This is a genomic window from Hymenobacter glaciei (assembly GCF_039539585.1).
Lineage (GTDB): Bacteria > Bacteroidota > Bacteroidia > Cytophagales > Hymenobacteraceae > Hymenobacter > Hymenobacter glaciei.
Genome location: NZ_BAABDK010000017.1, coordinates 341,284 through 353,958 on the forward strand (window position 1 = coordinate 341,284; position 12,675 = coordinate 353,958).

8 protein-coding genes are annotated in these 12,675 nt (G+C 58.2%); all 8 read right to left on the bottom strand.

The features are described 5' to 3' along the window. Positions 1 to 54: 54 nt before the first annotated feature. Positions 55 to 717: a rhomboid family intramembrane serine protease gene (locus ABD837_RS12160; protein ID WP_345054699.1), complete on the bottom strand. Its 663-nt coding sequence runs from the start codon at positions 715 to 717 to the stop codon at positions 55 to 57. Positions 718 to 800: 83 nt separating this feature from the next. Then, a complete protein-coding gene (locus tag ABD837_RS12165; RefSeq protein WP_345054701.1) occupies positions 801 to 1,772 on the bottom strand; it encodes a polyprenyl synthetase family protein in 972 nt (323 codons plus the stop codon). A gap of 360 nt (positions 1,773 to 2,132) precedes the next feature. Continuing rightward, positions 2,133 to 4,628: a ribonuclease R gene (gene rnr / locus ABD837_RS12170; RefSeq protein ID WP_345054704.1), complete on the bottom strand. Its 2,496-nt coding sequence runs from the start codon at positions 4,626 to 4,628 to the stop codon at positions 2,133 to 2,135. Between the two features lie 256 nt (positions 4,629 to 4,884). Next, positions 4,885 to 6,789 carry an ABC transporter ATP-binding protein gene (locus ABD837_RS12175; protein WP_345054707.1) on the bottom strand — a complete coding sequence of 635 codons (1,905 nt, stop codon included), beginning with the start codon at positions 6,787 to 6,789 and terminating at the stop codon, positions 4,885 to 4,887. 143 nt (positions 6,790 to 6,932) lie between these two features. Beyond that, positions 6,933 to 7,337, bottom strand: coding sequence for a hypothetical protein (locus tag ABD837_RS12180; protein ID WP_345054709.1), 405 nt, complete (start codon positions 7,335 to 7,337; stop codon positions 6,933 to 6,935). Between the two features lie 164 nt (positions 7,338 to 7,501). Then, positions 7,502 to 8,173: a lipoprotein signal peptidase gene (locus ABD837_RS12185; RefSeq protein ID WP_345054711.1), complete on the bottom strand. Its 672-nt coding sequence runs from the start codon at positions 8,171 to 8,173 to the stop codon at positions 7,502 to 7,504. Positions 8,174 to 8,315: 142 nt separating this feature from the next. Beyond that, entirely contained in the window at positions 8,316 to 8,987 is a 672-nt protein-coding gene (locus ABD837_RS12190) for a lipoprotein signal peptidase (RefSeq protein WP_345054714.1), read from the bottom strand. Between the two features lie 167 nt (positions 8,988 to 9,154). Beyond that, positions 9,155 to 12,574 carry an isoleucine--tRNA ligase gene (ileS, locus tag ABD837_RS12195; RefSeq protein WP_345054716.1) on the bottom strand — a complete coding sequence of 1,140 codons (3,420 nt, stop codon included), beginning with the start codon at positions 12,572 to 12,574 and terminating at the stop codon, positions 9,155 to 9,157. Between the last annotated feature and the right edge of the window lie 101 nt (positions 12,575 to 12,675).

The following is a 12,675-nucleotide window of genomic DNA, read 5'->3' on the forward strand; positions in this document are numbered from 1 at the left end:
GATTTTAAAATAAGATATAAAAATGACGATTACACAATATCAAATAATTGTAAATCAAGTGTTTAACCCGATAAACTGACTGATTTGCTTCACAAACGCACTGCCTGCGGCTGGCATGAAGAGCAAGGTGAGTACGACGCCATAGATGGCCCCATAGAAGTGCGCATCGTGGTTGATATTGTCGCCTCGGCGGCGGCCCTGATAGTAGGAATAGGCCAGATAGAGGAAACCGAAGATGAAGCCGGGGATGCCAACCGGGATGAACATCATGTAGATTTTATTTAGGGGCGAATAGATGACGCCGGCAAAGAGCACCGAGGCCACACCGCCCGAGGCACCTAGGCTCCCGTAGTTGCGGTCGTCGCGGTGGCGGAAATAGGTAGGGATATCGGAAACAATGATGCCACCCAGATAGAGCAACAAAAAGCGCCAGATACCGCCCACCGCGCCGAAGCCGTCTATATCGGGCGCGCCGGTGCCAATGACCAGCACGTTGAGCACAAGTTGGCCAAAAGAGTAAAAGGCAATCATGTTGAAAAGCAGGTGGCCCCAGTCGGCGTGCAGGAAGCCGGAGGTGAGGAAGCGATACCACTGGCTATTATCGCGGGCCATCTGGTAGGGCCGTAATATCCACGACTCCATGAGGGCGTGGTTGGACCAGGCGTAAGCAGAAATGAGGACCGTGAGGCCGACAAGTATCAAAATAGGGTTGAACACGGGAGAGGGGTATGTAGCACAGCCTTCGCTGGTGCTGGGAGGGAAGCACAAACGAAAGCGTGCATTGCCAGTAAGAGAATAGCCTAGCTCTCGCGGTCCATGAGTTGGAGCGCAAGATGATGCAGGGGCGCTTTGCGCTCAGATGAGGCCGCTACGCGCTCCAAATGCTGAAGAGCATCCTGGAAGTAAGAGTTGATGAGCGCCTCTGTCTGAGGACGAATTTCGAGCTCATCGTAAATGCCGCGGACAGCTACGACCTTGGCCTCGGCATCGACCACGGGCTGGGCGATGAGCTGGCTCAGGATGAACTGCTGATTGGCATTGGCCTGGGCCTGGGCGGAGAGTAGCAGGAACGTCTTTTTGTCGGAAATGATGTCGCCGCCTACACGCTTGCCGAAGGTGGCCGCGTCGCCGTACACGTCGAGCAGGTCGTCGCGGAGTTGGAAGGCGATACCGATGTCGGTACCAAACTGGCGGAGGTGCTCAGCATCTTCCTCGGAAGCACCAGCCAGGCGGGCACCCAGCTCCAGACAGAAGCCGAGCAGGACAGCCGTCTTCAGGCGAATCATATCGAGGTATTGGGCGATGCTGACCTGAGGTTCGGTCTCAAAATTCATGTCCCACTGCTGGCCTTCGCAGACTTCGGCGGCCGTCTGGCTGAAGCGCCGGAGGACGGTGGGTAGCAGCGTGGGGTTGACGTCCAGGAACAGCTCGTAGGCCCGCACCAGCATCACATCGCCGGAGAGAATGGCCACGTTAGGGTTCCACTTTTCGTGCACGGTGGCCTGGCCGCGGCGTAGGGGGGCCTGGTCCATCAGGTCATCGTGGAGCAGGGTGAAGTTGTGGAAGACTTCAGTGGCCAGCGCGGGCTTGATGATGCCGCTTAGCTCGTCGGTGAAGAGATGGGCGCCGAGCAGCGTGAGCAGCGGCCGGATACGCTTGCCGCCCAGGCCCATAATGTAGCGAATGGGGGCGTAGAGGGTCTCGGGCTGCTCGCCGTAGCTAAGTTGCGCAAGAGCGGCGGTGATGTTAGCGGGGAAATCGGCTGGGGTCATATTGGGTGCAAAGAACGGAGGCGTTTGGCATAGTGATGGCGGTAGTGAATTGGGCTGCTCTTACGGCGCGACTGACGGAACCTCACCCCCCGGCCCCTCTCCAAAAGAGAGGGGAGTCGAGAGGCCTTTTGGGTTTGACAAACGCGGTCGCCACCAACAAAAAGCCCCGACTCTGGACTGAGCCGGGGCTTAAAGCCACGAGAGAAATTCGTCAGGCTCCCCTCTCTTTTGGAAAGGGGCCGGGGGTGAGGCTCCGCCAGCGGGAGCGTTGTCACAACCCAGGTTAGGTCGCATTGGGAGGACGGACTTACGCCGCTTGATGCGCGGAATGTCGTGCCTCCTCGCAATCACAGTCGACCCTTACCGGCGCTTGTTGCCTTTGTGGGCACCTTTCGCCATGCCGCCTTTGCTACTGCCCTTGTCATAGTCGCGGTAGCCGCGGGGAGCTCCACCGCCACGGTTCTTGCGCTCGTCCGCCTCACGCTGCTTCACGAAATCGGGCCGGTCATCCACCAATTCGAAGTCGATGGTGCGGTCGAGGAGGTTGGCCGATTTCACTACCACATCCATCACGTCGCCGAACTGGATGATGCGCTTGGTGCGGCGCCCCACGATGCGGTAGTTGTCTTTGTCGAGTTCGAATTCATCCCCAGGAATGTCCGAGAGGCGAACCATGCCTTCGCACTTGTTCTCCTCGATTTCGATGTACATGCCGCGCTCGGTAAGACCTGACACCACGCCCTTGAACGTGTTGCCGACTTCATCAAGCATGAACTCCACCTGCTTGAACTTGATGCTGGCACGCTCGGCGTTAGCCGCCATTTTTTCGCGGGCCGAGGAGTGCTTGCACTCTTCTTCCACGGGCTCGACGGGCACGTTCTTGCCGCCGAGCAGGTAATGCTCGAGCAGGCGGTGGGCCATCATATCGGGGTAGCGACGGATGGGCGAGGTAAAGTGCGAATAGTGGTCGAAGGCCAGGCCGAAGTGGCCGAGGGGCTCGGTACTGTAGATAGCCTTGGCCATGGTCCGGATGGCCAGACCCTGGAGCACGTTCTGCTCGGGCTTGCCCACCACTTCGGAACTCAGGTTGTTGAGCTCGGTGCTTACCTTTTTCGGGTTGTCGAGCTTCAGCTTGTAGCCGAACTTCTGGGCGAAGAGGGCGAAGGTCTGGAGGCGTTCGGGCTCGGGGGCGTCGTGGGTGCGGTACACCATGGTGAAGCGCGGCTTGGTCTTTTTGAGATTGAACACGAACTCGGCCACCTTGCGGTTGGCGAGTAGCATGAACTCCTCAATCATCTTGTGCGCGTCCTTGCGCTCCTTCACGTACACGCCAAGGGGCTTGCCGTTCTCATCGAGGCGGAACTTCACTTCCTGGGTTTCGAAGGTGATGGCACCTTGCTTGAAACGCTGGGCGCAGATTTTATGCGCCATGTCGTTCATGATGTTTATCTCCTCGGCGTACTCGCCCTCCTTGCTTTCGATGCGCTCCTGCGCTTCCTCGTAGCTGAAGCGACGGTCGGAGTGAATGATGGTTTTGCCGAACCACGACTCGTAAAGCTTGCCGTCTTCATCGAGCTCAAATACGGCCGAGAAAGTCAGCTTGTCCTCGTGGGGTCGCAGCGAGCAGAGGCCGTTGCTCAGGCGCTCGGGCAGCATCGGAATCACGCGGTCGACCAGGTACACCGAGGTCGCCCGGTGCTTGCCCTCGCGCTCCAGCTCGGTGCCGGGGCGCACGTAGTGGGTTACGTCGGCGATGTGCACGCCGATTTCCCAGTGGCCGTTTTCCAGCTTCTGAATGCTCAGGGCATCATCGAAGTCCTTGGCGTCGGCGGGGTCGATGGTGAAGGTGGTGATGTTGCGGAAGTCGCGGCGGCGGGCAATTTCATCCTGCTCAATCACCTCGCTGATGCCTTCCGATTCGGTCTGCACTTCCTCAGGGAATTCGAAGGGCAAGCCGAACTCGGCCATGATGGCGTTAATCTCGGCTTCGTTGCCGCCGGCCTCGCCGAAGTTGCGGATGACCTCGCCCACCGGTTGGCGGTTGCTGTCCTCCGGAAACTCGGTGATTCGGACCAGCACCTTGTCGCCGTTGTGGGAATCGTGCAGCAGGTGCGGCGGCACAAACACATCGAAGTAGACCTTGCGGTTGTCCGGCTTCACGAAGCCGAGCGTGCCCTGCACCTGCAGGCGGCCCACCACTTCGGGGCGCGTGCGCTTGAGCACTTCCACCACGTCACCCATTGGGCGGCCGTCGCGGGAGCCACTGCGCAGACGCACCCGCACCACATCACCCTGCAGCGCAAACTTGAGTTGGTCGGTGAACACGCGAATGTCATCTCCCCCATCAACGCCCTCGGGCACGACGAAAGCGAAGTTGGGCGTAGCCAAATCAACGGTACCAATGACCGTGTTAGAAGGCGCCCGCTCGGGACGGTCATCGCCATCAACGTAGTCGAAGCCCGCCGACCGGCGGCGGTGGATGATGGGGTCCTGGCCAAAGTTGGCCTGCACCGAACGGTTGCGGGGCGGCTGCACTGGCAATTCAGCTTTTTTGCCCGATTTCCGGGCGTTAGACGGCATCAAAGCGGCTGCTACGGCTTCCGCATCAGCCAAGCGGTATTCGTCGTTCTGAAGCAGCGTAATGAGGCCTTGCTTGCGGAGGACTTTGATATGGGCGAAGATTTCCTCGCGCTGGCCTTTGGTCGTGACGCCGAGGCGGCGCGAGAGCTGGCGGTAGGCAAGGACTTTGGTGGGGTTGTCGGCGAAGACACGCAGAACCTGGTCTTGCGTGATGGTCTCTGGTTCGGGCTTTTCGCGCTTGGCGCGGGGAGCTCCGGAGTTTTCGGGGGTATTCATGTAAAAAGCGGCCGCCGAAAAGTTGATTGGTCGCAGGCGGCGAGAGCGGAAAAGGTGAGGCCCATATAGATGGACCAGTATGTAGAACGCGGACGGAGCCGCTAGGTTGTAGCGTGGACTCTAAGAGTCCGCGCAGGGAAGCGCCGGGTGGGGTAGCGACTAGAACCTGGTGCTACGCAAGTCGCATCTGGGAGCGCAAGGTATTAGGTATCGTGCTGCCTGTAGCGCGGACTCACAGAGTCCACACTACAGGCAGCTAGGCTCGGCTGGCCACGGCGGCTTCGATGTCAGCCAGGCTGTCCTTGGGAATAGCGGCCAGCAGGCCTTGGGTGTATTCGTGTTGGGGAGCGGCGTAGATGGCCGCCGCCGGGCCGCTTTCCACGATGCGGCCCTGGTGCATGACCAGCAGCCGGTCGCTCATAAACCGGGCCACGGAAAGGTCGTGCGTGATGAAAAGATAGGTGATACCGAACTCGCGTTTGAGGTCGTTGAGCAGGTTGAGGACCTGCGCCTGCACCGACACGTCAAGGGCCGAAACCGACTCGTCGCAGACAATCAGCTTGGGCTGCAAGGCCAGCGCCCGGGCAATGCAGATGCGCTGCCGCTGCCCGCCGCTGAACTCGTGCGGGTAGCGCTGAAAGTGCTCCTCGCGCAGCCCCACGGTGCGCAACAACTCCAGCACTTTCGCCTTTTGCTGTTGGCGGGCGCCGCCCACGTTGTGCACGCGCATCGGTTCCCAGATAGCCTCGCCCACCGTCAGCATGGGGTTGAGGGCAGCGTAGGGGTCCTGGAAAACCAGCTGCAAATCGCGCCGGCGGCGGCGCAACTCACCGGTGGAAAGCCGGGCCAGGTCGGTTCCTTCGAACAGGATGCTGCCCGCCGTTGGTTCCGTGAGGCGAAGCAGCGCCCGGCCCAGCGTGGTCTTGCCGCAACCCGACTCCCCTACCAGCCCAATGGTCTCGCCGGGGTAGAGCGTGAAGCTGACATCATCCACAGCCCGCACGTAGTCGGTAGCCCGGCGGAATAAGCCTTTGCGGATGGGGAAGTACACCTGGAGGTTCTGGACCTGGAGCAGTGGCTCTAAACCGGCCGGCACTGCCACCACGGAGGAGCTTAACACTGGCTCCGAAATAAGCTCGGCAGGCCGTGGAACATCGCTAAAACCCGCATGTTCCACGGGGAACGTTTTGGCGGTTTCAATTTTATCCCGTAACTGCTGTTCCTCCACGGCGGGCGACGATTCCGCAAGTGCCTCACCAGGAAGCGAAACAACGGGCTCGGGTTGGGCCAATAATTCACCGCTGGCGTCTTCCCGCATGAAATCGGCCACCACGGGCAGGCGTTTTTTGCCCACCGAGAGGCGCGGTCGGCACGCCAAAAGGCCTTTTGTGTACGGATGTTGCGGATTTGAAAAAATATCCAGCACCCTCCCCTGCTCCACTACTTTGCCTCGATACATCACCAGAATGCGGTCGGCGATTTCGGCCACTACGCCGAGGTCGTGGGTAATGAAGAGCACGGCGGTGTTGTGCTGCCGGCGCAGGTCGTCAATCAGGCGCAGCATGCGGGCTTGCACCGTCACGTCGAGGGCGGTGGTGGGCTCGTCGGCGATGAGCAGGGCCGGGCGGCAGGCCATGGCCATGGCAATCATCACGCGCTGCTTCTGGCCACCCGAAATTTCGTGGGGGTAACTGCTGAAGATGCTTTCGGGGCGCGGCAGTTGCGCTTCGGTGAACAACTCGATGGTGCGGGCCTTGGCCGTCTTGGGGGTGCAGTCGGTGTGTATGAGCAGGGCCTCCACCACCTGGCTGCCGCAGGTATACACGGGGTTCAGCGAAGTCATCGGCTCCTGGAAAATCATGCCGATGTCGTTGCCGCGCACCTGGCGCAGGTCAGTTTCGGAGAGTTTCAGCAGGTCGGTTTGGCCCAGCTTTTCGGACAGGAACACGGCACTGCCGCTGGCAATGCGCCCGGGAGGCATCGGAATAAGGCCCAGCAGCGCCAGCGAAGTAACCGACTTGCCCGAGCCCGACTCGCCCACAATGGCCAGCGTCTCGCCCCGATTCAGCTCAAAAGAGATGTTGTCTACGGCCCGCACGTCGCCGCGGTGGCTGGAGAAATCAATGGTGAGGTTGGAAACGGTGAGCAGTGGGTTGGGCACAGGAGGGAAATCGGGGTAGAGTTAAGGCTTCGTGAGAAGGTCAGCTGGCTAAGGAAACACGCGAAACGCGGCTTTCATTTCGCAAGAACGTCATACTGAGCTTGTCGAAGCATCTATACCGCGCAACACTTATCATATTTCGCTCAGCCCAAAACGAAGCTTTTAGCTTGATAATCAGAATTACTTATCCAACTGGATAAATAATTCTGATTATCAAAAGGGTCAAAGTAAGGCTCAAGCCCTTCTGCGATTATTCGTCCTGGCTCGTAACGTCTGCCTGTTTTATCAATAAGGGAAGGAAAGCAGTAGATTCCAACCCAATAGATTTTGGGATTTAAGAATTGAAAACTGATATGAGCTTCAGTTATAAACTCTGTGTCGAATCCATTTGCAAGCAGTTCCTTATCAATTATTGCTTTCAAGCTTTTCGCGTGAAAAACGAGAGGATAAAGATTCAGCTCGGCAGGCTCAAAAGTGGCTTCCAGTACATTGAGGGATGCGTTTGTCAGGTTCAACTTTCTTGCTGCGTGTAACAACCAATCGCCCATGTAGCCGCGGCTATAGTACCTCTCTGTCCCAAAGAAACTTTGAGTGATGTTGTGGGGAATCCCGTTTAGATTTCTCCATTTAGGCATAAGCTCAAGCGCATTTCACCTCGTAACAAAGTGGGGGAGACTCTTCGACTTCGTTCAGAATGACAGTCTGGTTAGAGCTACGCCAGATTCTCAGAATCAGGAGCTACTAGCGGGGCGCGTTCTGTAGCAACGGCTTGGTTTTCCTCCTGCTGCTTGAAGAAACGGCTTTGATTGAGGAGAATCAAGGCCACGCCGATGAAGATGGAGGAGTCGGCAATGTTGAAGATGGGGAAGCCGTTGCTGTACGTCCCGCCGATAATGGGCCAGGATTTGGGGAAATACCCCACGTATAGCGGCACGAAAATCATGTCGATAACCTGGCCGTAGAACCAGCGCGTGGGCGAGCCTAGAGGAGCGTTGCTGTAGATGACGCCGTAAAAGATGGAGTCAATCAGGTTGCCCACGGCGCCGCCCAGAATCAGGGCCATGCAGGCGATGTAGCCACCCGAAGCACGCTCCCTGCACAGGCGAATAATGTAGTAAATCAACCCACTCACAGCCAGCATCCGGAAGCCGGTGAGCACCAATTTTCCGTAGGGCGCGGGCAGCTCGGCGCCGAAAGCCATACCAGGGTTCAGGGTGTACGTCAGCTTCGCCCACTGGCCAAAAATCGGGATTTCACCGCCTGAACCGAGCTCCATGTAGGTATGCACCGCCCATTTCGAGAACTGGTCGAGTGCGATGATGAGCAAGGCCAGCAGGAAGAATTTAGCAGCGGAATGCTGGCGGGTAGTGAAGGTTGGATGCATTTCGGAAGCTGCCCGAGAGCGGATTAAATGGGCAATAAGACAAATAAACCGGATAAAAAAAGAACGTCACGCTGGGCTAAGCCGAAGCGGTGGATGCTTCGGCTTAGCTCAGCGTGACGTACTTCTTGTTTTTAAGGGTGTGCTATGCCAGGTTCTCCGAGTCGGGAGCTACCAAGGGCTCGCTGTGCGTGGCAGGGGCAGCAGCAGGTTCTTCCTGCTTAAAAAATTTGCTCTGATTGAGCAGAATTAAGGCTACCCCAATGAAAATGGAAGAATCGGCGATGTTAAAGATGGGCCAGAGCGAGACGTACTTCCCTCCTACCAGCGGCCAGCTTTGGGGCAAAAACCCTTCGTAAATGTCCAAGTAGAGCATGTCAATCACCTGGCCATAGAACCAGCGCGTAGGCGAGCCAAATGGGGCATTGCTGTAGATAACGCCGTAAAAGATGGAGTCAATCAGGTTGCCCACGGCGCCGCCCAAAATTAGGGCCATGCAGGCGATGTAGCCACCCGAAGCGCGCTGCTTGCAAAGGCGAATAATGTAATAGCTCAGGCCAAAGACGGCCAGCAAGCGGAACCCGCTGAGAAACAGCTTCCCATACGGCGCGGGCAGTTCAGCGCCAAAGGCCATGCCGGGGTTCAGCGTGTAGTGCAGCTTGGCCCAATGGCCGATAAGGGAAATTTCCCCCCTCATGCCGGGCTGCATGTAGGTGTGCACGGCCCACTTCGAAATCTGGTCGATGGCGATGACAAACAGCGCCAACAGGAAGAATTTGGCCGCTGATTGCTGGCGGTTCGTGAGGATTGGGTGCATTCAGACGTTGCCAAAAGTGGCGAGAGCGACGGCCTGTTTTATTACCGCCTTTTTATACCTTTTATAACTGACTGTCTGATGTTTTATGCCGCCAAAGACGAGCTTATTGAGCGTTTGTGCGGCCGAGGACTCGCCGGGGTTTCAGGGCCTCGACGAGTCATTCAACATCAGGCAGTTGCGACCTCCAACCGAACCGGCACGGAGTAGTCATCAAATTCGAGCACCGAGCCGCCGTTCACATCGGCGGCGAAGTCGAGGGCGAGGGCCTGCGTTTCGGTGCGGATGTAGTCGCCGAACGCGGCCACAGCGGCCGTGAGCTCGGGCTGTCCATCGGCCAGCGTGACGCGGATTTTGTCCTGTACTTCCAGGCCCGAGTCTTTGCGCAGGTTCTGGAGGCGGTTCACCAGCTCGCGGGCGAGGCCTTCCTGGCGCAGCTCGTCGGTCAGGGTCACGTCGAGGGCCACGGTGAGGGGGCCGTCGGTGGCCACGAGCCAGCCGGGCAGGTCTTGGGTTCTAACTTCGACATACTCAGGCAAAAACATTACCGGTTCCATACCGTCAACATCCATCACGACGCCGCTCATGGATTGAATGCGCTCAATTTCAGATTCTGTCATACGCTGAATTCTACCAGCTACAGACTTCATTTGAGGGCCGAATTTTTGACCAAGCACTTTAAAATTGGGCTTGACCGACTTTATCAGCACGCCGCTTGTATCATCGAGAAACTCAACATGCTTCACGTTGATTTCAGCGCAAATCAAATCCTCCACGAGGCCGACCTGCTCCTTGGTCGTATCGTTCAGCACCGGCACCAGGATGCGCTGCAGGGGCTGCCGCACCTTCAGCACCGACTTTTTGCGCAGCGAGTGCGCCAGCGAGCTGATGCGCTGGGCCAGCTCCATGCGCTCCTCCAGCTTGGGGTCGATGCGGGTTGCATCGGCTTCCACGAGCAGCGTTAGATGCACAGATTCAGGGGAGTTAAGAGTTGCGGAATTTTCAACTTTTAACTCTTCACTATTAACTCTTAACTCACCGAAGGTCAGGTTGCGGTACAGCCACTCGGCGAAGAAGGGTGCGATGGGCGACATGAGTTGCGCCACGGTCTGCAGGCACTCGTTCAGGGTCTCGAAGGCGGCGCGTTTGTCGGTGGTCAGCTCGCCTTTCCAGAAACGGCGGCGTGAGAGGCGCACGTACCAATTCGAAAGCTGGTCCGTGACAAAGTCCTGGATAGCACGGGCGGCCTTCGTGGGGTCGTAGTCGTCGAGGTGGCCGCGCACTTCCACAATCAGCGACTGCAGCTTGCTCAGAATCCAGCGGTCCAGCTCGCTCAGTTCCAAGAGCGGAATGCGGTTGAATTCGCTGGTCTGAAACTCATCCAGATTCGCGTAAAGCGCATAGAACGAGTACGTATTGAACAGCGTGCCGAAGAAACGGCGCTGCACCTCGGTCACGCCAGCCGGGTCAAACTTGAGGTTATCCCACGGTGGCGCGTTGGCGATGAGGTACCAGCGGGTGGCATCGGGGCCGTACTGCTTGATGGTGGCAAACGGGTCCACGGCGTTGCCGAGGCGCTTGCTCATCTTCTGGCCGTCCTTGGCCAGCACGAGGCCGTTGGCCATCACGTTTTTGAAGGCCACGGAGTCTTCCAGCATCACGGCTAGGGCGTGCAACGTGAAGAACCAGCCACGGGTCTGGTCCACACCTTCAGCAATGAAATCAGCCGGGAAGTTCTTCTGGAATTTCTCGTCGTTTTCGATGGGGTAATGCCACTGTGCGTAGGGCATGGCGCCCGAGTCAAACCACACGTCGATGAGGTCAGGCTCGCGGTACATGGGCAGGCCACTGGGCGAGACGAGGAAAATATCGTCCACGTAAGGCCGGTGCAGGTCGATTTGCTCGCCGTTGGCGTAGGGGTTGTGGGTCATGACTTCGGCCGCAACAGCCTTGTCAATCTCCGTTTTCAACTGCGCGATGCTGCCAATACAGACTTCCTCCGTGCCGTCCTGGGTGCGCCAGATGGGCAGCGGTGTGCCCCAGTAGCGCGAGCGGCTCAGGTTCCAGTCCACCAGGTTTTCGAGCCAGTTGCCGAAGCGGCCGGTGCCGGTGCTTTCGGGCTTCCAGTTGATGGTTTTGTTGAGTTCGATGAGCCGGTCCTTTACCGCCGTGGTCTTGATAAACCAAGAGTCGAGCGGGTAGTAGAGCACGGGTTTGTCGGTGCGCCAGCAGTGCGGGTAGGTATGCTCGTACTTCTCCACTTTGAAGGCCGTGCCGTCGCCCTTCATCTTGATGACGATGCTCTCATCCAGCGTCTTATAGTCAGCGCCGGTTTCGTCGTGGCCGTCGTAGTTTTTCACCCAACGGCCACCAAATTCACCCATTTGAGGCACGTAGCGGCCCGTCCGGTCTACAATGGGGCCGAGGTTGCCGTCAGCATCCGGCACCATCAGCGCCGGGATATCTGCCAACTGCGCGGCCCGGAAGTCATCGGCGCCAAACGTGGGTGAGATGTGCACGATGCCCGTACCGTCTTCGGTGGTTACAAAGTCGCCGTTGATAACGCGGAAGCCTCTTTCCTCACCTTCAAAAGGCGTGAAGTCAAACAGCCGCTCGTACTTGATGTCGATAAGGTCGGCACCCGTGAATTCGCCCAGCACGCGCCAGGGCAACACCTTGTGGTCGCCTTCGGCGTAGCCTTCCAGTGGAGCAGCCGCGCCTTTTTCGTTAAAATAGCGGCTTACCAGCGCCTTGGCTAGCACCACGTTGATGGGCTCGTAGGTGTAGGGGTTGAAGGTGCGAATGAGTTGGTACGGGATGTTCTTGCCCACGGCCAGGCCCGTGTTGGCGGGCAAGGTCCAGGGCGTGGTTGTCCAGGCCAGGATGAACACCTTGGCGTCATCGCCAGCCAAGGCAAACAGCTTCTCGGCAGCCGCGCCCGGCTTCACCTTGAACTGCGCCACCACGGTCGTGTCCTTCACGTCGCGGTAAGTACCGGGCTGGTTAAGCTCGTGTGAGCTAAGGCCGGTGCCGGCGGCCGGCGAGTAGGGCTGAATAGTATAGCCCTTGTACAGCAAGCCCTTGTCATAAAGCCTCTTGAGCAGCGCCCAGCAGCTTTCGATGTACTCCGGCTCGAAGGTCACATAGGGGTCGTCGAGGTCGACCCAGTAACCCATTTTCTCGGTCAGGTCGTCCCACTGCGCCTTGAAGCGCATGACGGTTTCGCGGCAGCGCTGGTTGTACTCCTCGACGCTGATTTTCTTGCCGATGTCCTCCTTGGTGATGCCCAGCTCCTTTTCCACCTGCAGCTCAATGGGCAGACCGTGGGTATCCCAGCCGCCTTTGCGGGGCACTTGCTTGCCGAGCAGCGTCTGGTAGCGGCAGAAGATGTCCTTCACCGTGCGCGCCATCACGTGGTGGATGCCGGGGGCGCCGTTGGCCGAGGGCGGACCTTCGTAAAACACGAACGTGGGCTGGCCTTCGCGGCTGCTCACGCTCTTCTCAAAGATGCCGTGCTCCTTCCACCAGGCGAGGATGTCCTCGCCCACCTGGCCGTAATTGAGCGGCTGCTTAAATTCGGGGTATTTCATGAATTAGGGCTTTCAATCAGCCAATTAAAACGTCATGCTGAGCGCAGCCGAAGCATCTCTACCGCTTCGTTACAATCGATAATGATTACTGCTGCACGCGA

Excerpts from the sequence above, each read along its gene's own strand:
- ABD837_RS12180 (WP_345054709.1), bottom strand. The coding sequence starts at position 7,337 with ATGGGCGATTGGTTGTTACACGCAGCAAGAAAGTTGAACCTGACAAAC.
- ABD837_RS12185 (WP_345054711.1), bottom strand. The coding sequence starts at position 8,173 with ATGCATCCAACCTTCACTACCCGCCAGCATTCCGCTGCTAAATTCTTC.
- ABD837_RS12165 (WP_345054701.1), bottom strand. The coding sequence starts at position 1,772 with ATGACCCCAGCCGATTTCCCCGCTAACATCACCGCCGCTCTTGCGCAA.
- rnr (WP_345054704.1), bottom strand. The coding sequence starts at position 4,628 with ATGAATACCCCCGAAAACTCCGGAGCTCCCCGCGCCAAGCGCGAAAAG.
- ileS (WP_345054716.1), bottom strand. The coding sequence starts at position 12,574 with ATGAAATACCCCGAATTTAAGCAGCCGCTCAATTACGGCCAGGTGGGC.
- ABD837_RS12190 (WP_345054714.1), bottom strand. The coding sequence starts at position 8,987 with ATGCACCCAATCCTCACGAACCGCCAGCAATCAGCGGCCAAATTCTTC.